Below are 24,772 nucleotides of genomic sequence, written 5' to 3'. Positions count from 1 at the left end.
TGAGGAGGTATTTTATAATGAAAGTAGGAGCTATAGATATTGGGACAAACTCAATGAGATTATTGATAGCAGATTATAGAGATGGAAATCTCACAAACAGAAAAAAATTTGTTAATACAACTAGAATTGGTCATGGTGTAGATAGTAAAGGATATATAAAAGAAGATGCTATTCAAAGAAACATAGATGCCTTAAAAAAATTTTCTGATAAGTGTAATGATGAAAAGTGTGAAAAAGTATACTGTATGGGAACATCTGCCCTTAGAGATAGTAAAAATGGAGATTACTTTGTTAAACTAGCAAAAGAAGAAACTGGGATAGATGTTGATATAGTTACAGGAATAGAAGAATCAAATCTAGGATTTAAGGGTGTCTTAGAAGGCATACAAGGTGATGACAATATTATTGTTATAGATATTGGAGGAGGTTCAACAGAATTTATTATAGGCGGCTCAGATGGAATTAAATTTAATAAAAGCGAAAATGTAGGTGCTCTTAGAATGACAGAGAGATTTTTAAAGCATGATATTATTGAAAATGAAGAGTTTGAAAATATGAGTTCATTTATATATAACGAGATTAATGAAACTTTAAATTATATAAAAGGAAGAGGACTAAAAACTCTTATAGGCATAGGTGGAACGATTACATCATTATCAGCAATGAACCAAGAATTAGAGGTCTACTCTATGGAAAAAATACATAATAGTAAAATACACAAAAAAGAAATAGAAGAAATTCTACAAAAATTAATAAACATGACATTAAGTGATAAAAAGAACTTAAAAGGCCTACAAGAAAAACGTGCGGATATTATAACTGCTGGTGTAAAAATATTGAATATAATAATGGAAAAATTAGAAATAGAAGAAATAACCGTAAGTGAATACGATAATTTGGAAGGCTTAATATGTCAAAAGTCAAAAAAAATGTATTAATATTTTTTGATTTTTAAAACCGATTATGACAAAAAAAATTACTCCTCTTTGTTACAATTCTTAATATAAACAAAAGAGGAGGTTTTTTTATGCAAAGAAGTGTAGCAGTTGTGGAGAGTAAGACTGTAAAACCAAATGTCATAAAATTAATAAGCGGATATATTGACTTTACTACGGTGGCATTCGCCGTAATGGGATTTTTACTTAGTAGGTCTATTATAGTAGACTCTGTAGCTCCTTTAGGAATTGCCTTTTTTATATGTGCATCAAAGATTGACAAGTACAAGATACCTGTATTCATATCAACATTATTAGGAATATTGTTATCATCTAATGATTTTGGAAATGTAGCAAAATATGCTGTGTGCCTTACAATATTTATGGCAGTGAATAAAAAATTAAAATTATCAGATTCAATTGCTAAGGTGGCATTTATAAGTGCAATGATATTACTTCCAATTTCCATGGGACAAGCTTTCTTTTCAAATAGGTATATGTATAATCTTCTTATAGCAGGTGTAGAAGCAATAATAATGTTTATATCTGTATATGTATTTTCTTATGGGATAGGTTTGATGGCCAATGTCAACAATAGGATGTCCGTACGGACAGAAGAAGCTATATCAATAAGTTTACTGCTAACCTTTAGCATAATGGGAATAGGTGATATATCCTTGTTTGGAATATCGATAAGGACCATTTTGTCCACCGTATTGATATTACTGACCTCAATAGTAGGAGGAGCTACGATGGGAGCATCTAGCGGTGTAATTATTGGCGTAGCATCCATTTTAAATAATATAACATCAGCCATTTATATGGGTATATATTCTTTTTCAGGATTAATAAGTGGCGCATTTAATAAAATAAATAAATATTTCTGTATATTAGGATATATTCTAAGTTGGACAATAATATACCTATATACTTCTGGTATTACTTCTAATATGATGCAATTAAGAGATATATTGTTGGGCTGTTTAATAGTTATAGTGTTACCAGAGAAGTTGTTTAGTAAGATTGAAAAATTAATAAAAAGTAATGTAGCTTCAAATGAAATCGTATACGATTATATTATGAGAAGTAAGAACTTAACTAATAGTCGATTAAATAGTATTTATAAAACTTACGATGACCTTGCAGATACATTTGATAAGATAAGAGAAAAAGATAAGGTACTAGACCAAAGAGATATAGCAAATGTAATAGATATGATTCATAATGATGAATGTAAAAGTTGTAGTATGAGAAGAATGTGTTGGGAATCAAGATTTAATCATACATATACTATGATATATAACATTCTTGAAAAAATTGAAGAGAAAGGGGAGTTAAATCTAAACGATATACCTAAAAACTTTAGAAAGGAATGTATGAAACCAGAGTCAATAGTGAAAATATCAAATCACTATTACAAAATGTTTGTATTAGATTATGATTGGAGTGTGAAGTTTTCAGAAAGTAGAAAATTAATAGCAAATCAAATAAGAAGTATTTCAAAATCAATTAAATCATTGTCTCAAGATTTAGAGAGCGATATAATGCTGGATATAGAAAAAGAAAAAAATATATATGAGCAATTAGAGAGATATGACATAACCGTTGATAAAGTAAGTTACTTAACGAAAAGTAACAGTGAATTTGAAATATCTATAGAAAAGAAAACTTGTCATGATGGCTGTATGTGTGAAGATAAAATTGTAAACATAATTTCAGACCTAGTAGGTGAAAATATGTCTGTTAGAAAAATAGGGTGCCATTGTTTAGGAGGTAAATGTAAGGCAACATTCGTTAAATCTCAGAAATATAAGGCTGTTACAGAAGTTTCAGCCATGTCAAGAGATGGGCATATTCTTTGTGGAGACAATTACACATATATGGAGATAAATGATGGTAAATATATGATGGCTATAAGTGATGGTATGGGAAAAGGTAAAAAAGCATATGAAGAATCCTCTGCCACTATTGATATATTAGAAAAAATGATAGATGCAAAAATTAAAGACGAAATAGTTATAGATACTATAAATAATATGTTGCTATTAAAGTCTTCAGAGGAGATGTTTTCAACCTTAGATTTAGGAATTTTAGATTTAAAACGAGGTTGTTTAGAAACTATAAAGATGGGAGCGTGTTCTACCTATATAAAAAGAGGTGATGGGGAAGTCGATTTAATATCATCATCATCATTACCTGTGGGTATATTATCTGATGTAAAAATTGATAGAAAAAATGTAAAAGTTAAGGAGGGAGACTATGTCATAATGGTTTCTGATGGAATTGTAGATGCAGGAAGAAATAACAATTTGGGAGATAATTGGTTAATATACTTCTTAAAGAATATAGAGACTACAAATCCAAAAGAAATTTCAAATTTAATATTAGATAGAGCATTAGAGTTACAAGCGTTACAAATCGAAGATGATATGACTGCTTTAGTTACGAAGATATGTACAAAATAAAGTTTGTAAAATTCTGTGTATAATATGTGGATAACTTGTGTATAATATGTTAATAGACTTTTGAAAAAAGTATAGTTATTAACAAAAAAAACATATAAATCAACAAAATTTGTTGATAAGTATGGCATAAATGTTAATAAAATGTAAAAAAAGAAAAAACAAAAGCTATTATCAAAAGAGATTCATGTTGAAATAACTAAATTTCTAGGTAAACAAAGCCTGTGAATATGTTGATTATTATGTGGATAACTATTAATTCGATATTTATTTATATAGTATGAATAATTGAATAATATATCTAAAAAAAGCCATCCTATTATTAAGTAAATTTATTGAAAGGATGGCTTTTTATGAATAGAAAATTGTGCAAAGCAATAATACCTTTATTTATTTCTATTTTTTGCATGTTAATAATAAGTATAAAAGCTGACCAAGGATATCAAAAGAATAATGATAGAGCAGTTACTGTCATGAATAATGATACTGAAGATGATGCTGAAAAAAAACAAGAAATAGATTATGAAAAAACATGTTGGAACTTACAATCCTTGTTTAAAAGTGATGACCAATGGAAAAAAGAACTTAAGAGTTTTGATAAAGATACGAAAGAGTTAAAAAATTACATAGGTAAAGTAACAAAATCGCCAACACATTTGTCTTTTGCCTTAAATATCAAGGAAAAACTTGATATAAGATTAAATAGACTATCTGCCTATGTAAAATTAAAACAAGATACTAATAAAAATTCATATAAATACTTAGATATGAATGATATTATGAGTAAATCTTATGGAAACTATATGGGAATTTGTTCAGATTTAGAATTAGAGATATTAAAATTATCAAACAAAGATTATAAGAAAATTATTTCAAATAAAAATATAAATAGAAAATATGGTGCATATTTAAGAGATATAAGAAGAAACAAAGTACATTATTTAGATGATAAGTCAGAAGACATCCTAAGCAAAGTGTCTTCTATAAGTAGTCTTCCAAGTCAAGTTTATGAATTGTTTAGAAATATGGACAGAAAAACTAATTTAACACCAGCTCAATATGCTAGTGAGCTAGAATCATCAGATAGAGAAAATAGAAAAAAAGCTTATCAAGATGAACTTATAACTTACAATGATAATCTAAATACAATTGCAGGCTTGATTACTGGTCAAGTTAAAAAGAACATTTTTTATTCTCAAGAGAGAGGATATGAGTCTTCGCTAGAAATGTATTTGGAATCTGATAATGTAGATGAAAAAGTATACAATAATCTAATAAGAACTGTAAATGGGAACATGGACAGTTTACACAAATATATAGATTTAAGAAAAAAAGTCTTAAAATTAGATAAGGTCCATTCATATGATATGTTTGTGCCTATAGTTAAGGCTGTTGATAATAATATTAACTATGAGAAAGCGCAGAGTATAGTATATTCAGCGTTATCACCTCTAGGAAAAGAATATAATGATGTAGTCTATAAAGCTTTCAATGAAAAATGGGTAGATGTTTATTCACATGAAAATAAAGTGAGTGGTGGATATTGCTTATCTGTTTATGAAAATCATCCATATATACTTTTGAATTATAATAATTCATTAAGTTCAGTTTCAACATTATCTCATGAACTTGGTCATGCTGTATACGAATATTTAAGTTCTAAGAATCAAAATTATTTTAATTCAAATCCATCTATATTTACTCATGAGGTTGCATCTACAACTAATGAAGCTTTACTTTATGAAATGCTTATAAGAGAAGCCAAAGGTAATGATGAAAAAGCTTATTATATAACACAATATTTAGACTTGATAAAAGATACTCTTTATACACAAACAATGTATGCTGAATTTGAAAAGACTATACATGAGTTAGTTGAAAAAGAGAAAAGTGTAAATGCACTAGTACTAAATGATGTTTGGGGACAACTTCTTAAAAAATATTATGGACAAAGTTATGAATTAGACCAATTATCTAAGGTCGGATGGGCTAGAATCCCACACTTTTACAATAGTTTCTATGTCTATAAATATGCAACAGGTTGTAGCGCAGGAGTAAGTTTTGCCCAAGACATACTAAAAAATGGCTCAGACAACTATATAAATTTTCTTAAAAAAGGAAGCTCAGATTATCCAATAAACTTGTTAAAATCAAGTGGGATAAACTTAACTAATACAAAACCTATAGAAAATACAATTAAAAAATTTGACAGTTTAGTAGCAGAACTTGAAAAGCTATTATAAAAGATTATTATAATCCACATGGTAAATATATCGAATTAATGTTAAAATATACTAAAAGTTTAAAGTCCTATTGAAGATAGGACTTTTTATTTATTAATTAGTGGGAGATGATTCTATGCAAATTAAAGTTAAAAAAGCTGTAATACCAGCAGCAGGTTTAGGGACTAGGTTTTTGCCAGCTACTAAGGCGCAACCAAAAGAAATGTTACCAATAGTTGATAAGCCAACGCTACAATACATAATAGAAGAAGCTGTGGCCTCAGGAATAGAGGAAATACTAATAATAACTGGTAGAAATAAAAAATCTATTGAAGACCACTTTGATAAATCTGTAGAATTGGAACTTGACTTGGAGAAAAAAGGTAAAAAGGAATTGTTAGAGATAGTCCAAAATATATCTAACATGATTAACATACATTATATAAGACAGAAAGAGCCAAAAGGATTAGGAGATGCAATTTACTGTGCTAGACACTTTATAGGTGATGAACCTTTTGCAGTAATGTTAGGTGATGATATTGTAGATAATGATGTACCTTGTTTAAAGCAATTAACAGATGCATATGAAGAATATAGAACTACAATATTAGGAGTTCAAAAAGTGAATTTAGAAGATACTAATAAATATGGTATAATAGAGGCAAAAAATATAGAAGGTAGAGTTTATAAGGTAAAAGATATGGTAGAAAAGCCAGAGCCAGGAAAAGCTCCTTCAAATATTGCTATTTTAGGTAGATATATAATAACTCCTGAAATATTTGATATTCTTAAGGATTTACCACCAGGTAAAGGTGGAGAGGTGCAACTAACAGATGCTCTAAAAATATTGTCTAAAAAAGAAGCTATGTATGCATACGATTTTGAAGGAAAGAGATATGATGTTGGTGATAAGTTAGGATTTTTAGAAGCTACTGTTGATTTTGCTCTAAAGAAAGAGGACCTTAAGAAAGATTTTATAAAGTATCTAAAACATGTATGTGACGAATTTGATAAAGATAAAAATGTGTTATACAATAGTACAGATGAAGAATTAAGTTTATCTGAGGTCTCTGATGTTAGAGAACTTGAAATTCAAAAATAATTAGTGAAAGGTGATGTACTGTGGCAAAATCAAGTCAGAAAAAAATTAATAGAATAATAGCTATTGGGATTGTAGGGATTCTTGTGTTAACAAGCATAACAGCTGTTTTAAGCATGATTGCAACCATGTAATAGGACAAATAACTACAATGAATATACATAAATATAAAAACCATATATAACTTAATGTAGTTAAAAACTTACAATATTTTAGTTATATATGGTTTTTAGAATTTATAAATGTAAAAAAAAATTTTTATAATAGTTGCATATTTTAAGGGAAAATATTATTATAAGATATAAATATAGTGATAAATTTATAAAAATGTGCTAAGATTGGACTTGAAATACAATAATATAATAGATGATAGTGTTTTAAATTTTATTTATTGACCATAATGTATAAATAGTGATATTATTAGACTTAACTGTTTAAATAAAACTTTTCTTTTTCATGCCTTCAATTTCCAAAATAAGTATGTATATAAATGAATATATAGATGAGGAGGATTTTTTTGATTTTAGATGATAAAGTATTAGAAGGATTAGGTAGTAAAACCTTAGTTGAGCTACGAGAGATAGCGAAAGAATTAAAAATAAAATCAATTACTACATATAAGAAAAATGAGTTAATTGAGATTATAAATTCTAAAAGTAAAAATGAGGAAAAAATAAACGAAGAGATTAAAGAAAAAAATGAAGAGATTAAAGAAGACATAAAAAATAGAAAAGAAAATATAGAGCGTGAGAGTATAGAAAAAGAAGTTGAATATAAGAGCCCTACCAAATCATACAACAAGAAAGAAATAGATACTCAAAATATTTCCCAAAACCAAGAAAACAGAAACCAAAGAAACGATTATAATAAGACAACGAATGTAAATGATTGTAATAAGGCATCAAATATATCTAATAGAATGGTCAGAAATAATAATAAAAACTATTATATGCCTAAACAAGTCGATGAATCTAAAATAGTTGATGAATTTAACACATCAAAAGAAGATGAAGTAGTAGGTGTACTTGAAATTTTGCCAGATGGCTTTGGTTTTTTAAGAGGTTCAAATTATTTATCTACTGAAGGAGATGTTTACGTTTCGCCATCTCAAATAAGAAGATTTAATATGAAAACAGGAGATAAAATTAAAGGGATAACTAGACATCCAAAAAGTGGAGAGAAATTTAGAGCGCTTTTATACGTTCAAAAAATAAATGATGAAAACCCTGATACAGCTATACAAAGAAATGCATTTGAGACATTAACACCAATATTCCCAGAAGAGCGACTTACACTGGAAACTAATAGAAATGAAATAGCTACAAGAATTATAGATTTAATTTCTCCTATAGGAAAAGGACAAAGGGGATTAATAGTGGCACCTCCAAAAGCTGGGAAAACAGTTCTTCTAAAAAGTGTTGCAAATAGCATAGCTAAAAATCATCCAAATGTTGAACTTATAGTACTTCTTATAGATGAAAGACCAGAAGAAGTTACTGACATGAAAGAATCCATTGAAGGAGATGTTATATACTCTACCTTTGACCAAGTATCAAGCCATCATGTTAAAGTTGCAGAGATGGTACTAAATAGAGCTCAAAGATTAGTTGAACATGGGAAAGATGTGGTAATCTTGCTAGATAGTATAACTAGATTAGCAAGAGCATATAACCTTACAATATCTCCTACAGGTAGAACTTTGTCTGGAGGTATTGACCCTGGTGCACTTCATGGACCTAAAAAGTTCTTTGGAGCAGCTAGAAACATTAGACAAGGTGGTTCTTTGACAATACTAGGAACAGCATTAGTCGAAACTGGTTCTAGGATGGACGATGTAATATTTGAGGAATTTAAAGGTACAGGAAATATGGAATTACACCTAGATAGAAAATTAGCTGAAAAAAGAATATTCCCTGCAATAGATATTTACAAATCTGGGACAAGAAGAGATGACTTATTGCTTGATGATGAAGAAAAGACAGCTCTTTGGAGATTAAGAAGAGAAATGAGTAATAATTCAGTAATGGAAATTACAGATAAAGTTATTGAGCTTATCAAAAGAACCAAAGACAATAAAGAGTTTGTAAAATCAATAAAGAATTTGTAAAGTTAGTAATATAAATGTAAATATAGATTATATAAAGTAATGGAAAAATCACTTGAATGGCATAATAAGTTGTGCTATAATAATGTAGTTGATAATGTAAAAAGAAAGTTAATATAATTAATTTTTTTAAATAAAGAGAAGAGGTGACTATAATGCAAAAGGAAATACAACCAAAATACAATCCAGTTGAAGTGCGTTGTGCTTGTGGGAACACATTTGCTGCTGGTTCAACTAAGGACGAAATAAAAGTTGAAATATGTTCAGAGTGCCATCCATTCTATACAGGAAAACAAAAGAACATAGAAAAAGGTGGAAGAATCGACAAATTCAAAAAAAGATTCAAAATGGATTAATTTTTATAAAAATGGAGTTGGAGGAAGCCAACTCCTATTTTATTACAAAAAAACATTCATATTCTACTTTAAATTGTCTTTTTGTATTATAATAATAAATATGTAAAATTGAGTATTCTAAATACAATAAAATGAGGTGAGTGGATGGCAAAACAAGCTGTAGGTGGGCAAGCTGTTATTGAAGGTGTAATGATGCAGTCAAAAGACAAAAGAGCAGTAGCTGTTAGAAAAAGTGACGGAGAAATAGCACTAAAAGAAGATAGAATAAAAAGTTGGGTAAGAGATAAGAATATAGATAAGATACCTTTTGTTAGAGGTTCTTTTGTTATGATAGATACAATGATTCAAGGTATAAAAAGTTTGAATTTTTCTTCAGAGTTTTTTATGGAAGAAGCTGAAGAAGATAAATTTGATTTATTTATAAAGAAAATCTTTAAAGATAAAGCGAATGATATCATTATAATATTTTCATTGGTCATAGCAATGCTACTTTCTGCTGGATTATTTATTTTCATACCTACATTAGTAGGAGGAGCTTTTTCTAAAGTAATGCCTAATGACTTTATGCTCAATTTAATAGAAGGTATTATAAGAATAGTTATATTATTTGCATATATAGTACTAATCTCACGAAGCAAGGATATAGAAAGAGTATTTCAATATCATGGTGCAGAACATAAATCTATATATTGCTATGAAAATGATTTAGAACTTACAGTAGAAAATGCTAGAAAATTTAAAAGGTTACATCCTAGATGTGGTACAAATTTTTTATTTATAGTTATGGCTGTATCAATAATATTATTTGCATTTTTTGGTTGGCCAAATCCAATTCTTAGAATATTTATGAGAATCATATGTGTGCCAATAGTAGCAGGTTTATCTTATGAGGTAATCAGGATTCTTGGAAAATATGATAATAGATTCACTAAAATTATTGCATACCCAGGGATGATGTTGCAATATTTTACAACAAAAGAGCCTGATGATGAGCAGCTAGAGGTAGCCTTAGAAGCATTAAAGGCAGTAGTAGATTAAAGAAAAGGATATTTATTATGACGATAAGAGATATAATTATTAAATATTCAGATACATTTAAAGATATAAGCGATACTCCAAGATTAGATACAGAGTTATTATTGCAAAAAGCTTTAGGTGATGTTGACAGGCTGTATATTCACTTAAATCTAAATAAAGAGTTAGCTCAAGAACAAGAAACAAAATTTATGGGCTTTGCACAAGAAAGATTAAATGGGAGACCAATAGCCTATATAGTTGAAAATAGAGAATTTATGGGATTAGATTTTTTTGTTAAGGAAGGTGTATTAATTCCAAGACCAGATACAGAAACATTGGTAGAAGAAATAATCGAAATGTGTAAAGGAAAAAGAGATGTAAGTATACTAGATATAGGTACTGGTTCTGGTGCTATTACAATCAGTTTAGCAAAATATATTGAAAATTCTAAAGTCATGTCTTTTGATGTATCAGAAATAGCTTTAGAAATAGCTAAAAAAAATTCTATTATAAATGGAGTTGATGAAAAGACAGAGTTCATTAATTCTGACTTATTTACAGCAATAAGTGATAGTGATATAAAATTTGATATCATAGTTTCAAATCCACCATACATTAAAAAACAAGATATAGAAACTTTACATACACAAGTAAAGGATTATGAGCCATATAATGCTCTTGAAGGTGGAGATGACGGATTAGATTTCTATAGAAAAATAACAGAGCAAGGTAAGAAATATCTAAATACATGTGGAATATTAGCATACGAAGTTGGTCATAATCAAGCTGAAGATGTTATTAATATTATGAAAAGTAATGGATATAAAAAAATATATACAAAGAAGGATATTCAAGGCATTGATAGAGTTGTTATAGGTTACAATATATGATATAATCAACAATTGATATGTTACATTTAATCGAGGTGAAAGTATGTTAAAAAAATTAGAGGTATTGGAAGATACATATAAAGACTTAAGTGAAAAAATAGGTGACCCTGATATAATAAATGATCAAAAAGTTTGGCAAAAGTATATAAAAGAACACGCTGACTTAGAGCCTATTGTTATGAAATACAGAGAGTATAAAAATGTTTTAGATAGTATAAAAGAATCAAAAGAAATTTTACAAGAAGAGTCAGATGAAGAATTAAGAGAATTAGCTAAAATGGAGTTAGCTGAGATGGAAGAAAAAGTAGAACCTCTAGAGGACGAAATAAAAATATTATTATTACCTAAAGACCCTAATGACGACAAGAACGTTATAGTTGAAATTAGAGGTGGAGCTGGAGGAGATGAAGCAGCTCTATTTGCAGGTGATTTATTTAGAATGTACTCAAGATATGCTGAGAGAAGAAGATGGAAAATAGAATTATTAAGTGCAAGTGATACTGGAGTTGGTGGATATAAAGAAGTATCTTTTATGATAAAAGGTAAAGGAGCATACTCAAGATTAAAGTATGAGTCTGGAGTTCATAGAGTTCAAAGAATACCATCAACTGAATCTGGTGGAAGAATACACACATCAACTTCTACTGTTGCTGTATTACCAGAAGTTGAAGATGTAGAAGTTGAAATAAATCCAAATGATTTAAGAATAGATGTTTTCCGTTCTTCAGGTAATGGAGGGCAAAGTGTCAACACTACTGACTCTGCAGTTAGGGTAACTCATATACCTACAGGTGAAGTAGTATCTTGTCAGGATGGAAAATCACAATTAAAAAATAAAGAGCAAGCTTTAAAAATATTAAAAGCTAGACTTTACGATAAAGCATTGGCAGAACAACATAAAGATATAGCAGCAGAAAGAAAGAGCCAGGTTGGAACAGGAGATAGATCAGAAAGAATAAGAACATATAATTTCCCTCAAGGTAGAATAAGTGACCATAGAATAAATTTAACTTTATATAAGCTAGATGCGTTCTTAGATGGAGATATAGATGAAATGATAGATGCTTTAATTACTGTTGACCAAACAGAGAAAATGACTGCAATATAAGTAATGTTTTAAAGAAGCTGTTTCTTTCTAGAAATTATTTTCTATTTTGAAACAGCTATTTTGCATTTTAGGTCATGTTATCATATTCTACTGTATATAATTGTTATATACAAGTATAGGAGGGTTATATGATACTAAAAGTAACAATGATTGGGCTTTTGGCAGGTGTTATAGGGACAGGATTAGGAGGAGTAATATCGGCTATTTTTAAAAGAGAGGTTGATAAATATCTAAATTTCTTTATGGGATTATCTGGCGGAATAATGTTAGCTGTAGTGGTATTTGACTTGATGAAAGAATCAATGGACAAAATGGGTATACTCAATACAGTTATATTTACATTTGTTGGAGCTCTCATAACTATGTACATAAAAACAAAATTAGATGTGTCTGGAAGTATGACATCTGGGTATCTTATATTCATAAGTATATTACTACATAATTTACCAGAGGGGTTAGCAATAGGTTCTTCTTTCATGTCAACTGAAAGCTTAGGTATCACTCTTGCTATAGTTATAGGTCTACACAATATACCAGAAGGATTAGCTATGGCATTAGGTTTAGTTTGCAATAAAATGAAACTAGGCAAGGTCATTTTATTTACTTTGATAGCTGGACTACCTATGGGTCTAGGAAGTTTTTTAGGTGCTTATTTCGGAGGGGCATTTACGTCCCTTATAGGTGTATTTCTTGCTACAGCAGGAGGTACAATGATGTATGTTGTATTGGAAGAAATTTTCCCGCATTCAAAAAGTGTGTATTGTATAATTGGTTTTTTGGTAGGTACAATAATTGTAAACTATATATAAAATTAAAATGAAAGCAGGCATACAAAAGATGAAAACTATTATAAGTAGTATTGATATAAATAATATTGATTATGAAGAAATAAAAATACAAGCAAAACTTCTTAGAGAAGGTAAAACAGTTATCTTTCCAACTGAGACAGTATATGGGCTAGGTGCAAATGCATTAGATGAGAATGCAGTAAAAAAGATTTATGAAGCTAAAGGAAGACCTAGTGATAATCCACTAATAGTTCATATATATGAAAAAGAAGAAGTATATGATTTAGCTAAAGATGTAAGTGATAAAGCTAAACTTGTTATAGAAAAGCTTTGGCCAGGACCTATAACAATAATATTAAATAAGAAAGATATAATTCCATATAGAACTAGTGGGGGGCTTGATACAGTTGCAATAAGAATGCCTTCTAATGTTATTGCCAGGGCAATAATAAAAGAAGCTGGCGTACCTATTGCAGCTCCTTCTGCAAACATATCTGGTAGACCATCTCCAACAAAAGCAAAACATGTATATGAAGAAATGAATGGAAGAGTAGATGGAATAGTTTTGGGTGGAGATAGTAATTTTGGATTAGAGTCAACTGTATTAGATTTGACAGAAGAAACTCCAATGATATTGAGACCAGGAAGTATCACTAAAGAAGTTTTGGAAGAACTTCTTGGTGAAGTAAAGCTTGACCCATCATTAAGTAAAAAAGAAGACAATCAAAAAGCTAAAGCTCCTGGAATGAAGTATAAACACTATTCTCCAAATGCAGATGTATATATTATATCTGGAAAAAGAGAAAATGTAGCAACAAAGATTAATGATATGATAAAATCTAATAAAGAGAAAGGCCTAAAAACAGGCGTAATGTGTATTAGTAGAAATAGAGAGTTTTATGATGGAGAAGTAATAGATTTAGGAAGTACTCTTGAAGAAGTTGCAAGTAATCTGTTTGATGCTCTTATAGAAATGGATAAAAAGGGTATTGATGTCATATATTCAGAGGAGTTCCCTAAAACTGGCGTTGGACAAGCCATTATGAATAGATTACTTAAGTCAGCAGGATACAAAGTAATAAAGGCTTAAAAGGGAGTTGTAAAATATGAATATACTTATTGTATGTACAGGGAATACTTGTAGAAGCCCTATGGCTGAAGCTATATTAAAGAAGGCAATTGAAGAATCTGGAAGAAATATTGAAGAATATTGTATATCATCAGCAGGTATATCAACAGTAGATGGTATGAATGCTTCTAAACATTCTATAGAAGCAGTAAAAGAATTAGGTATAGACTTATCAAATCATAGAAGTAAGGTAATTACTAAGGAATTAATTGATAACTCAGATATAATACTAACAATGACTAAATATCATAAAGAAATTTTAGTACAAGCAGTTCCAAAATGCAAAGAAAAAGTGTATACTTTTAAAGGGTTTGTAAATAAGAGTGAGTTAGATATATCTGACCCATTTGGTGGAAATTTAGATACTTATAAAGATACTATGAAAGAAATAATATATTCTGTCAACGAAATAGTAAAAAAAATATGAAGTGGAGGATAAACAAATGAAGATAGGATTAGGTTGTGACCATGGAGGATATAATTTAAAAAAAGAAATAATAAGCTATTTAGAAGGTAAAGGGATAGAATGTGTGGATTATGGAACTAATAATGCTACAGATTCTGTTGATTATCCTGTTTATGGAGAAGTAGTTGCAAATGCAGTTGTAGATAAAGAAGTAGATTATGGAATATTATGTTGTGGTACAGGTATAGGAATATCTTTAGCTGCAAATAAGGTTCCTGGAATAAGATGTGCAGTTGTATCAGATGTATTTTCTGCAAAAATGTCAAAAGCACATAATGATGCAAACATGTTGTCATTAGGTGAAAGAGTTTTAGGAAAAGGTCTAGCACTTGAAATAGTTGAGGCATGGATTAACACAGATTTTGAAGGTGATAGACATGCTAGAAGAGTAAATATGATTAAATCAATAGAAGAAAAACATAATAAATAATAAAAATTACAGTTTTATCAGGAGGAATTATCAAAATGAGTAAAGTGGTAGAGACAAACCATCCATTAATACAACATAAATTAACTTTAATGAGAGATAAAAATACTGGTTCTAAGGATTTTAGAGAACTTTTAACTGAGATTGCAATGTTAATGGGATATGAAATAACAAAAGATATACCATTAAAAGATGTAGAAATAGAAACTCCTATTCAAAAAACATCATCTAAAGTAGTTGCGGGTAAAAAATTAGCAATAATTCCAATTTTAAGAGCAGGTCTTGGGATGGTAGATGGATTAGTAAGTTTAATGCCAGCAGCAAAAGTTGGGCATGTGGGACTATATAGAGACCCAGAAACATTAAAACCAGTTGAATACTATTGTAAACTTCCTCAAGATATAGGAGAAAGAGATATAATAGTAGTTGACCCTATGCTTGCAACAGGAGGGTCTGCTGTAGCAGCTATAGATTTACTTAAATCTAAAGGAGCTAAAAGTATAAAATTAGCTAATTTAGTAGCTGCACCAGAAGGTATAGCAGAAGTACAAAAATATCATGATGATGTTGATATATATGTTGCATCAATTGATGAAAAATTGAATGAACATGGATATATAATTCCTGGTCTTGGTGATGCTGGAGATAGATTATTTGGAACTAAATAAAAATAAATAACCATAAATATTTCTTGGGGGCCTTCTTATGTAATGTATAATTTTATGTAAGAAGGTTCCTTTTTATATATTTTTCTCAAAATAGTAATTCTTGAATTGATAAATTTCTCGAATTGAGAATAAAAAGTTTTTACCAATTAAAAAAGAATGGCTATTTTACAGGAATCTACAAAATATTAATGTTTTTCAATATGGCATGTTAGTTGCTTACAATTAAATTGATGTGTATTAATTAAATTAGAAATAAAGTATGAAGGATATTATTAGGAGTGATAATACATGAAAAATTGTATAGTGGTAAGAGGAGCAGGAGATTTAGCGACAGCAGTTATTCATAAATTACACAATAGTGGTTTTAAAGTGATTGCTCTAGAAATAGAAGAACCATTAGCCATAAGAAGACAAATTTCTTTTTGTGAAGCTGTTTATGAAAAAAAGGTGATTGTTGAAGGTGTAGAGTGCATACTTTGTAATACTGAAAAAGAAATAGAAGAGACCTTGTCTCAAGATAAAGTAGCATTGATTATAGACCCAAAAGGAGAAATGCTATCAAAAATAAATCCAATTGTTTTGGTTGATGGGATATTAGCTAAGAAAAACTTAGGTACAACTAAAGATATGGCGCCACTTACAATAGCTTTAGGACCTGGCTTTTGCGCAGGTGAAGATGTAGACATTGTTATAGAAACAATGAGAGGTCATAATCTAGGAAGAATAATAACTGATGGAAGAGCAGAAAAAAATACTGGAATACCAGGTGCAATAAAAGGTTTTGCTAAAGAGAGGGTAATGCATTCACAGCATGCTGGTATAATGGAAAATGTATGTAAGATAGGCGATATAGTTGAAAAAGGAGACTTACTTTGTTATATTAATGATTATGAAAAAAAGCATGAAGTTAGAGCAACAATACCTGGGGTGCTTAGAGGATTATTAAAAGATGGAGCAAAGGTAGATAAAAATTTAAAAATACTAGACATAGACCCTAGAAAAGAAGAAGTTAAGAATGCTTTTACAATATCAGATAAAGCTAGATGCATAGCTGGAGGGGTTTTAGAAGCCATATTAAACAATGGAATCTATCCAAAAAATTAATTTATATTAGATAGGGCTATTAATATTTTGTTAAGATGATATAATAAATTTAATAGATTAAAGAGAGCATATAACGGGTATTTAAAATTTAAATGGTAAAAATGCTCTTTTTTTATTGGACATTCAATTAACATGTGTATATAATATAAAAATAAGTATTTATTTAGCTTGAAATCTAATAAATATATAAGACCAGTACATAAGCAAAGAGGAGAAAAGTAAATTATGAGACCATCATGGGATGAATACTTCATGGAAATTGCAGAAGTAGTGAAAAAGCGTTCAACTTGTATTAGAAGACAAGTAGGTGCTGTCATTGTAAGGGACAAACAAATATTAACAACTGGATATAATGGCTCTCCAAGAAATCTTGAACACTGTGAAAATATTGGATGTAAAAGGCAGGAATTGAATATTCCTTCAGGAGAAAGACATGAATTGTGTAGAGCATTACATGCTGAACAAAATGCCATAATACAAGCAGCTCATAATGGTATTAGTGTAGATGGAGCAACTTTGTATGTTACTACAAGGCCTTGTGTTTTGTGTGCAAAAATGTGCATAAATGCAGGTATATTAAAAATTGTTTATGAAGGTGATTATCCAGATGACATGTCTACAGAATTGCTAAAAGAAGCAGGAATAGAGCTTATAAAATTTTAGTAAATAGTAATGACATGACAATAAAAGCCAAATTATGACAATGGAATGATATGGCTAAAAGAAAGTGTTTGAAAAATCATCAGATTAGTAGTAAGATATATTTTATAATTAAATAAATTTATGATATAGATTAATTAATTGTTATTTATTTTGTAATAATGAGGGATACTATTTATGAGTAAAAGAAATACACATATGGAAATTGCAAAGTTGTTTAGTTTAATAAGCCAAATAGGATTGATGATTGTAATATCAATATTAGGATGTACTTTCTTAGGAAAATTTTTAGATAGTAAATTAAATACTAGTCCAGTTCTGACAATAATATTTTTATTGTTAGGCGTTGGAGGAGCTTTCAGTGGTGTTTATAAAACTCTAATAGTATATACACGAAGGAAGTGATATATTGGATATAAAATTACTTAACCAAGTAAGGTCAGTAACAAAGGGTATAGTAATATTTGATGTAATTTTAATTGTGCTAATGTTGATAACATCAACATTAAGTAAGCCATTATTATTAGGACTTATATTTGGCTCTATAATAGCTATGTTAAATTTTAGATTATTGGCAATATCACTGGAAAAATCAGTGACATTTCCTGCTGGAAAGGCACAAGCTTATGCATCAGCACAATATACCATTAGGTTATTTATAATGGCAGTTGTTCTAATTGCTTCAGCTAAAGTACCACATTTAAATATAATCGGAACAGCATTAGGATTATTGAGTACAAAGTTTGTCATATTATCAAAAAACTTTATAAATAAATTAAAGAGGAAGGAGGCATAAGTATGAGTCAAGCGCATTATTATCTCATAGGAAACTTTAAAATTAGTGAAACAATACTAGTGAGTTGGGGAATAATGGCCTTTTTAGCGATAGCATCTTATTTCTTGACTAGAAACTTAAAAAAAGTTCCAACTAGTAAAATCCAAATATTTTTGGAGTTTGCAATAGGTGGTCTTGCTAAAATGGTTACAAATGTTATGGGTAAAAACACAATAAAAAGAATGCCATATATGATACCATACATAGGAAGTTTGTTTTTATTTTTCGCATGCTCAAATTTAAGCCCATTACTTGGATTAAGATCACCAACAACCGACTTAGATACAACTGCTGCATGGGCAATGATTACATTTTTTATGATTTATTTTGCAGGAGTTAAATTTAAGGGATTATCGTACTTTAAAGAATTGGCTCAACCACTTCCTGTAATGTTACCAATCAATATTATAGGTGAGTTAGCCAGACCAATATCATTAAGTTTCCGTCCATTTGGGAATATTTTAGGTGGAACAATTATAATGGGTCTATTTTATCAACTTTTAGGTTTTGTATCTAGTTTAATACCAGGATTATCAATACCAATTGGACAGATACTAATACCAGTACCATTGCACTTGTATTTTGACTTATTTGCAGGATTGTTACAAGCATATATATTCATAATGTTAACAATGGTGTTTATATCAAGTGCAGGAGAATTAGATTAAGAAATCAACTTATATTAAGATAAAAATAAAATAATTTAAAAAATTAAAGTTTTAAGGAGGAAATAATTATGGAAACAGCAATAGTAGCGGCAGCATCAGCAATAGGTGCAGGAATAGCAGTTGCAACAGGTATAGGTGCAGGAATAGGTCAAGGTGTAGCAGCAGGTAAAGCAGCAGAAGCAGTAGGGAACCAACCAGAAGCTAAAGGTGATATAACTTCAACTTTATTACTAGGTGTTGCTATAGCAGAGTCTTCAGCAATATATGGTTTGGTTGTATCAATAATACTTCTATTCGTAAATCCATTCTTTAAATACTTAGGAATGTAGATTTAGTCCTTAAATATTTTGAGATAGGTTTATAGGTAAATCATCTCAAACTTATACTCATGAGAAGAGTTTTTTCTTCTCGTGATTATAAGTAGTTATGATTTATGGAAAGGAGGATAATTATGGAGAAAGCACTAGTAGGTATAACATGGGAATTTGTGTTCCAAATTGTTAATACTTTTATAATATTTTTACTTCTGAGAAAGCTTTTATTTAAGCCAGTATTAAATATAATTGAATCAAGAGAAAATGATATTAAAAACGATCTGGCAGAAGGCGAAAAAGCAAAAAATGAAGGTTTAGCTCTGAAAAAAGAATATGAGTCAAAAATCAATTTTGCTAAAGATGAAGGTCAAGAAATAATAAAACAAGCAACTATAAGAGCAGAACAGAAATCAGATGATATAGTAAATACTGCAAAGAAAGATGCTCTTGATATAAAAGAGAAAGCAAGTAAAGATGTAGAACAAGAAAGACAAAAGGTTATAAATGAAATTAAGAGTGATATATCTAATATAGCACTACTTGCAGCATCTAAGGTCATTGAAAAAGATTTAGATAAATCTAAACATGAAGAATTGATAGAAAACTTTATAAAAGAGGTAGGGGAAGCTAAATGATAAATGTAATAGCCAACAGATATGCTGAAGCCCTATTTCAATTAGGAGAAGAAGAAAATTCAACTGATTTATTGTTCAAAGAATTAGAAAAAGTAGTAGATATGATGACTAAAGTTAGTAAAGATTTCTACAAAGTTTTAAAATCACCATTAGTTTCAAAATCAGAAAAGAAAAACTTGGTAGAAATTATTTTTAGTAAGGAAGTAAGTTCCAACATAAAAAACTTCTTGAAAGTCTTGGTAGACAAAGATAGGATATCATATTTAGAAGATATAGAATTAGCTTATAAAGAGTTATTAAATAAGAAAAACAATGTGATTGCTGGTGTAGCAATAAGTGCTATTCCAATGAGTGAAACAGATATTAAAGAACTTGAAGTTAAACTTTCAAGTAAATACAATAAAAATGTTACTATAGAAAATGTAGTTGACAAGACTATACTAGGGGGAGTTCTAGTTAGACTTGGAAATGAACAGATAGATGGCACTGTAAAAACTCGTCTAGATAAGATGAAAGAAAAGCTATCTGAAGTAATATCTTAAGAATGGCGGTGAACCCATGAACTTAAAACCTGAAGAAATAAGTTCTATAATTAAGCAGCAAATAAAAAATTATGAGAATAAAGTTGAGTTAACAGATACAGGGAGTGTTTTAACAGTTGGGGATGGTATAGCGAGTGTATATGGATTAGAGAAAGCTATGTCTGGTGAGTTACTAGAGTTCCCAGGTGAAATATATGGTATGGCACTTAACTTAGAAGAAGAAGTAGTTGGAGCTGTTATACTTGGTGATGACAGTGAAATAAAAGAAGGCGATATAGTTAAGAGAACTGGAAGAATAGTTGAAGTTCCAGTTGGAGAAGCTTTAATGGGTAGAGTTGTAAATTCTCTAGGTCAACCAATAGATGGAAAAGGACCTATAGCATATACAAAAACTAGACCAGTTGAATCTGAAGCACCTGGTATAATAGATAGAAGGTCTGTTTATGAACCATTACAAACAGGAATCAAATCAATAGATTCAATGATACCAATTGGTAGAGGTCAAAGAGAGTTAATAATAGGTGACAGACAAACTGGTAAAACATCTATAGTTATTGACACTATATTAAATCAAAAAGGAAAAGATGTTATATGTATATATGTAGCAATTGGGCAAAAACGTTCTACTGTAGCTCAATTGGTTAATTCGCTAGAAAAAGGTGGAGCTTTAGACTATACAATAGTAGTTTCAGCAACAGCATCTGAATCAGCACCACTTCAATATATAGCGCCATATGCTGGAGCAGCAATGGGTGAAGAGTTTATGTACAATGGAAAACATGTACTTATAGTATATGATGATTTAAGTAAACAAGCCGTTGCATATAGAGAAATGTCATTATTACTTAGAAGACCACCAGGACGTGAGGCATATCCTGGAGATGTATTCTATTTACATTCAAGATTACTTGAAAGAGCAGCTAAGTTATCAGATGAATTAGGTGGAGGTTCAATGACTGCTTTACCTATAATAGAAACTCAAGCTGGTGACGTTTCTGCGTATATACCAACAAACGTTATATCTATAACAGATGGTCAAATATACTTACAACCAGAATTATTCTATTCAGGTGTAAGACCAGCAGTTGACCCTGGTATATCAGTATCGAGGGTTGGTGGTTCTGCGCAAATTAAAGCAATGAAAAAAGTTGCAGGTACATTAAAACTTGCATATTCACAATATAGAGAACTTGCAGCATTCTCACAATTTGGTTCTGACTTGGATGAAGATACTAAAAAGAGACTTGCTCAAGGTGAAAGAATAGTTGAGATATTAAAACAAGGTGAGCATCAACCAATAAAAGTTGAAAATCAGGTTATGATAATATACGCTGTTATAAATAATCATCTAGAGGATATTCCAATAGATAATATAGCTAGATTTGAATCAGAATTGTATGCATTTGTAGATAATAATTATCCAGAAATATCAAGAAAAATATTAGGTGGAGATGACTTCACTCATGATTTAACAGATGCAATAAATGAATTTAAAGAAAAGTTTGTTGTTGAAGTATAATCCTTTTTAAAAAAGGAGGTAAATTAATTGGCAGGAGCTGGAATTAAAGCAATCAAAATACGTATGGGAACTGTTGAAAGTACAAAACAAATAACTAAAGCTATGGAACTAGTTGCATCTTCTAAGCTTAGAAAGGCAAAAGAAAAAGCTGAAGATTCAAGAGAATACTTTAATACTTTGTACGATACAGTAAAAGATATTGCCCAAACAACACGTGGAGTTAGAAATGAATTTTTAAAAGAAAGAGAAGTAAAGAATAAGTGCTATATAGTAGTAGCTGGAGACAGAGGTCTTGCTGGTGGATACAATTCCAATGTGTTAAAGGAATCTGTATCTCATATGCAAGGTAAAAAGGAAACAGTTATAACTGTAGGAAAGAAAGCTCATGAATTCTTTTCTAAAAGAGATTACAATATAGTAAAAGATATAAATAGTGTGGAAGCTTGTGGATATGAAGATGCGATAGAAATTTCACAAACTATTATCGACCTGTATAAAAAAGGTGAAGTAGATGAAGTTTATATTTCTTATACAAAATTTAAATCAGCTTTATCACAAGAAGTTGAAATTTTAAAATTGCTTCCATTAGTTTTTGAGAAAGATACAGATGACCATGGAATTGTAATAAAAGAAGAAAAGCAAAGTAAATCAAAAGTACAATATATACCATCAGCAGAGGCAGTTTTAAGTTATATAGTACCTCAATTTATATCAGGTACAGTATATGGTGGAATTTTGGAATCTTTTGCGTCAGAGCAAGGTGCTAGAAGAACTGCGATGGAATCAGCCACAGACAATGCGAATGAAATGCTATCTAATTTAGAGTTAAGTTATAACAGAGCAAGACAGTCAGCTGTAACTCAAGAAATAACAGAGATAGTTGGTGGAGTTGAAGCTCTAAAATAGGGAGGTTAGGAAATGGCAAATGTAGGTAAAGTAGTACAGATTGTAGGAGCTGTACTAGATGTTAAGTTTGATAGTGAACAAAGCCTACCTAACTTATTAAATGCGTTAGTAATAAAGTTAGGAGATAAAGAAATAGTTGCAGAAGTTGCTCAACATATAGGTGATGATACTGTAAGATGTATATCTATGAGTGCGACAGATGGACTTGTAAGAGGTATGGAAGTTGTAGATACAGGTGGACCAATAAGTGTTCCTGTTGGAGACGAGACTTTAGGTAGAATATTTAATGTTCTTGGAAAACCAGTTGATGGAAAACCAGCTCCAAAATCTGCACCTAAATTACCTATACATAGACCAGCACCAGCATATGATGAACTAGAAACTACAGCTGAAATACTTGAAACAGGTATTAAAGTAGTTGACTTACTAGCACCATATCTAAAAGGTGGAAAAATAGGTCTATTTGGAGGAGCAGGAGTAGGAAAAACAGTTTTAATACAAGAACTTATAAACAATATCGCTAAGCAACATGGTGGTATTTCTGTATTCTCAGGAGTAGGAGAAAGAACAAGAGAAGGTAATGACCTTTATGGAGAGATGAGTGAATCTGGAGTTATAAATAAAACTGCTCTAGTATTTGGTCAGATGAATGAGCCACCAGGAGCAAGAATGAGAGTTGCTTTAACTGGACTTACAATGGCAGAGCATTTTAGAGATGAGCAAGGACAAGACGTTTTACTTTTCGTTGATAATATATTCCGTTTTACACAAGCTGGTTCAGAAGTTTCAGCACTTCTAGGACGTATGCCATCAGCTGTTGGTTATCAGCCAACATTAGCTACTGAAATGGGTGCGCTTCAAGAGAGAATAACATCAACTAAAAAAGGTTCAATAACATCTGTTCAAGCAGTATATGTACCAGCGGATGACTTAACTGACCCAGCACCAGCTACAACATTCTCTCACTTAGATGCAAAAACAGTTTTATCTAGACAAATATCATCATTGGGTATATATCCAGCAGTTGACCCTCTTGAATCTACATCAAGAATTCTTGACCCTAATATAGTAGGAAAAGAACATTATGAAGTAGCTAGAGGTGTACAATCAATACTTCAAAGATATAAAGAACTTCAAGATATAATCGCTATACTTGGTATGGATGAATTATCTGATGAAGATAAGTTAATAGTTGCACGTGCTAGAAAGATACAAAGATTCTTATCTCAATCATTTACAGTTGCTGAGCAATTTACAGGAAATCCAGGTCAATATGTTCCTGTTAAAGAGACTGTAAGAGGATTTAAAGAGATTCTTGAAGGTAAACATGATGACTTACCAGAGTCAGCATTCTTGTTTGTAGGAACAATAGAAGATGCTGTTAAAAAAGCGAAGGGAAGTATGTAGTCATGGCCAGTGAATTTTCATTGAAAGTTGTAACTCCAGATAATACTTTTTATGATGGAGACGTTGAAATGATAGTAGTTAGAACTACAAAAGGAGACAAAGGAGTATTGAAAGGTCATATACCATTTGTTTCAGGTATACCTGTAGGAACTTTAAAGATAAAAAAAGATGGAAGTTTTAAAGAAGCAAAAATAGCAGAAGGATTTGTTAACGTAGCTCAGAATAAAACTGTTATATTAACAGAATCTGCTGAATGGATTTAATAAATTAATTTATAATCTGAAAAGTCATTTTGACCAAAAAAATATTTTGGATAAAATGACTTTTTTGTTTTTTGGTGTTAATAAAATAACAAAAAAATTGTAAATTTTTAGTGATAATAAATTCACAAAAAGTTTAAATTTACTGCAAAATTATGTTGTAATTCAGAATATAAAGAAGGTTTAGCTAGGTTTTATGTAAATGAAAACATCTTCATATAATAAATATATATAAAATTTTTATAAAATTT

The 24,772-nt window shown here is 30.0% G+C and carries 26 protein-coding genes; all 26 read left to right on the top strand.

Annotated elements, in window-relative coordinates; translation table 11 throughout:
• Nucleotides 1-17 precede the first annotated feature (17 nt).
• The 26 genes from Q3287_RS12310 (at nt 18) to atpC (ending at nt 24,524) form a co-directional block, all read left to right on the top strand.
• Nucleotides 18-938, top strand: coding sequence for a Ppx/GppA phosphatase family protein (locus Q3287_RS12310; RefSeq protein ID WP_054277740.1), 921 nt, complete (start codon nt 18-20; stop codon nt 936-938).
• An 89-nt stretch (nt 939-1,027) separates the two neighbouring features.
• Nucleotides 1,028-3,400, top strand: coding sequence for a stage II sporulation protein E (gene spoIIE, locus Q3287_RS12305; RefSeq protein ID WP_054271929.1), 2,373 nt, complete (start codon nt 1,028-1,030; stop codon nt 3,398-3,400).
• A gap of 350 nt (nt 3,401-3,750) precedes the next feature.
• Nucleotides 3,751-5,640: an oligoendopeptidase F gene (gene pepF, locus Q3287_RS12300; protein ID WP_219673907.1), complete on the top strand. Its 1,890-nt coding sequence runs from the start codon at nt 3,751-3,753 to the stop codon at nt 5,638-5,640.
• Nucleotides 5,641-5,755: 115 nt separating this feature from the next.
• Nucleotides 5,756-6,721 carry a UTP--glucose-1-phosphate uridylyltransferase GalU gene (galU, locus tag Q3287_RS12295; RefSeq protein WP_407964136.1) on the top strand — a complete coding sequence of 322 codons (966 nt, stop codon included), beginning with the start codon at nt 5,756-5,758 and terminating at the stop codon, nt 6,719-6,721.
• Between the two features lie 499 nt (nt 6,722-7,220).
• On the top strand, nt 7,221-8,825 hold the full coding sequence (gene rho / locus Q3287_RS12290; RefSeq protein ID WP_176702557.1) for a transcription termination factor Rho: 1,605 nt from the start codon (nt 7,221-7,223) through the stop codon (nt 8,823-8,825).
• A gap of 152 nt (nt 8,826-8,977) precedes the next feature.
• Nucleotides 8,978-9,178: a 50S ribosomal protein L31 gene (gene rpmE, locus Q3287_RS12285; protein WP_021386394.1), complete on the top strand. Its 201-nt coding sequence runs from the start codon at nt 8,978-8,980 to the stop codon at nt 9,176-9,178.
• Nucleotides 9,179-9,322: 144 nt separating this feature from the next.
• Nucleotides 9,323-10,216, top strand: coding sequence for a DUF1385 domain-containing protein (locus Q3287_RS12280; protein ID WP_054271925.1), 894 nt, complete (start codon nt 9,323-9,325; stop codon nt 10,214-10,216).
• 17 nt (nt 10,217-10,233) lie between these two features.
• Nucleotides 10,234-11,085, top strand: coding sequence for a peptide chain release factor N(5)-glutamine methyltransferase (gene prmC, locus Q3287_RS12275; protein ID WP_054277735.1), 852 nt, complete (start codon nt 10,234-10,236; stop codon nt 11,083-11,085).
• A gap of 43 nt (nt 11,086-11,128) precedes the next feature.
• Nucleotides 11,129-12,193 carry a peptide chain release factor 1 gene (gene prfA / locus Q3287_RS12270; RefSeq protein ID WP_054271923.1) on the top strand — a complete coding sequence of 355 codons (1,065 nt, stop codon included), beginning with the start codon at nt 11,129-11,131 and terminating at the stop codon, nt 12,191-12,193.
• A gap of 128 nt (nt 12,194-12,321) precedes the next feature.
• Complete coding sequence (locus Q3287_RS12265; RefSeq protein ID WP_054277734.1) at nt 12,322-13,002, top strand: ZIP family metal transporter; 681 nt, start codon at nt 12,322-12,324, stop codon at nt 13,000-13,002.
• 28 nt (nt 13,003-13,030) lie between these two features.
• On the top strand, nt 13,031-14,071 hold the full coding sequence (locus Q3287_RS12260; protein ID WP_054271921.1) for an L-threonylcarbamoyladenylate synthase: 1,041 nt from the start codon (nt 13,031-13,033) through the stop codon (nt 14,069-14,071).
• A 16-nt stretch (nt 14,072-14,087) separates the two neighbouring features.
• The gene (locus Q3287_RS12255) at nt 14,088-14,537 is read left to right on the top strand and encodes a low molecular weight protein arginine phosphatase (protein WP_407964135.1); all 450 of its coding nucleotides are present in this window, start codon (nt 14,088-14,090) and stop codon (nt 14,535-14,537) included.
• 16 nt (nt 14,538-14,553) lie between these two features.
• Nucleotides 14,554-15,006: a ribose 5-phosphate isomerase B gene (gene rpiB, locus Q3287_RS12250; protein WP_054271919.1), complete on the top strand. Its 453-nt coding sequence runs from the start codon at nt 14,554-14,556 to the stop codon at nt 15,004-15,006.
• Between the two features lie 35 nt (nt 15,007-15,041).
• Complete coding sequence (upp, locus tag Q3287_RS12245; RefSeq protein ID WP_054271918.1) at nt 15,042-15,671, top strand: uracil phosphoribosyltransferase; 630 nt, start codon at nt 15,042-15,044, stop codon at nt 15,669-15,671.
• Nucleotides 15,672-15,959: 288 nt separating this feature from the next.
• Nucleotides 15,960-16,775, top strand: a complete 816-nt coding sequence (gene yqeB / locus Q3287_RS12240; RefSeq protein WP_407964134.1) for a selenium-dependent molybdenum cofactor biosynthesis protein YqeB — start codon at nt 15,960-15,962, stop codon at nt 16,773-16,775.
• A gap of 225 nt (nt 16,776-17,000) precedes the next feature.
• Nucleotides 17,001-17,438, top strand: a complete 438-nt coding sequence (locus Q3287_RS12235; protein WP_003421374.1) for a cytidine/deoxycytidylate deaminase family protein — start codon at nt 17,001-17,003, stop codon at nt 17,436-17,438.
• Nucleotides 17,439-17,612: 174 nt separating this feature from the next.
• Nucleotides 17,613-17,840 carry an AtpZ/AtpI family protein gene (locus Q3287_RS12230; RefSeq protein WP_021386436.1) on the top strand — a complete coding sequence of 76 codons (228 nt, stop codon included), beginning with the start codon at nt 17,613-17,615 and terminating at the stop codon, nt 17,838-17,840.
• Nucleotides 17,841-17,844: 4 nt separating this feature from the next.
• Nucleotides 17,845-18,231, top strand: a complete 387-nt coding sequence (locus Q3287_RS12225; RefSeq protein ID WP_054271916.1) for an ATP synthase subunit I — start codon at nt 17,845-17,847, stop codon at nt 18,229-18,231.
• 2 nt (nt 18,232-18,233) lie between these two features.
• Nucleotides 18,234-18,938, top strand: coding sequence for a F0F1 ATP synthase subunit A (gene atpB / locus Q3287_RS12220; protein ID WP_054271915.1), 705 nt, complete (start codon nt 18,234-18,236; stop codon nt 18,936-18,938).
• A gap of 68 nt (nt 18,939-19,006) precedes the next feature.
• Complete coding sequence (gene atpE / locus Q3287_RS12215; RefSeq protein WP_021386434.1) at nt 19,007-19,267, top strand: ATP synthase F0 subunit C; 261 nt, start codon at nt 19,007-19,009, stop codon at nt 19,265-19,267.
• Between the two features lie 122 nt (nt 19,268-19,389).
• Entirely contained in the window at nt 19,390-19,887 is a 498-nt protein-coding gene (gene atpF, locus Q3287_RS12210; protein WP_054271914.1) for a F0F1 ATP synthase subunit B, read from the top strand.
• The gene (locus Q3287_RS12205) at nt 19,884-20,429 is read left to right on the top strand and encodes a F0F1 ATP synthase subunit delta (protein WP_054277731.1); all 546 of its coding nucleotides are present in this window, start codon (nt 19,884-19,886) and stop codon (nt 20,427-20,429) included. Before atpF ends, Q3287_RS12205 begins: the two co-directional genes overlap by 4 nt.
• 16 nt (nt 20,430-20,445) lie before the next feature.
• Entirely contained in the window at nt 20,446-21,948 is a 1,503-nt protein-coding gene (gene atpA, locus Q3287_RS12200) for a F0F1 ATP synthase subunit alpha (RefSeq protein ID WP_054271912.1), read from the top strand.
• A 27-nt stretch (nt 21,949-21,975) separates the two neighbouring features.
• Nucleotides 21,976-22,854 carry an ATP synthase F1 subunit gamma gene (gene atpG / locus Q3287_RS12195; RefSeq protein WP_054271911.1) on the top strand — a complete coding sequence of 293 codons (879 nt, stop codon included), beginning with the start codon at nt 21,976-21,978 and terminating at the stop codon, nt 22,852-22,854.
• A gap of 12 nt (nt 22,855-22,866) precedes the next feature.
• Complete coding sequence (gene atpD, locus Q3287_RS12190) at nt 22,867-24,261, top strand: F0F1 ATP synthase subunit beta (RefSeq protein WP_021386424.1); 1,395 nt, start codon at nt 22,867-22,869, stop codon at nt 24,259-24,261.
• Nucleotides 24,262-24,263: 2 nt separating this feature from the next.
• Nucleotides 24,264-24,524 carry an ATP synthase F1 subunit epsilon gene (gene atpC / locus Q3287_RS12185; RefSeq protein WP_054271910.1) on the top strand — a complete coding sequence of 87 codons (261 nt, stop codon included), beginning with the start codon at nt 24,264-24,266 and terminating at the stop codon, nt 24,522-24,524.
• The last annotated feature ends 248 nt before the right edge of the window (nt 24,525-24,772 follow it).

This window comes from Clostridioides sp. GD02404 (assembly GCF_045898275.1).
Taxonomy (GTDB): Bacteria; Bacillota; Clostridia; order Peptostreptococcales; family Peptostreptococcaceae; genus Clostridioides; species Clostridioides difficile_A.
The sequence above is the reverse complement of the archived record's forward strand: the minus strand, read 5'-3'. Positions and strand labels throughout refer to the sequence as shown.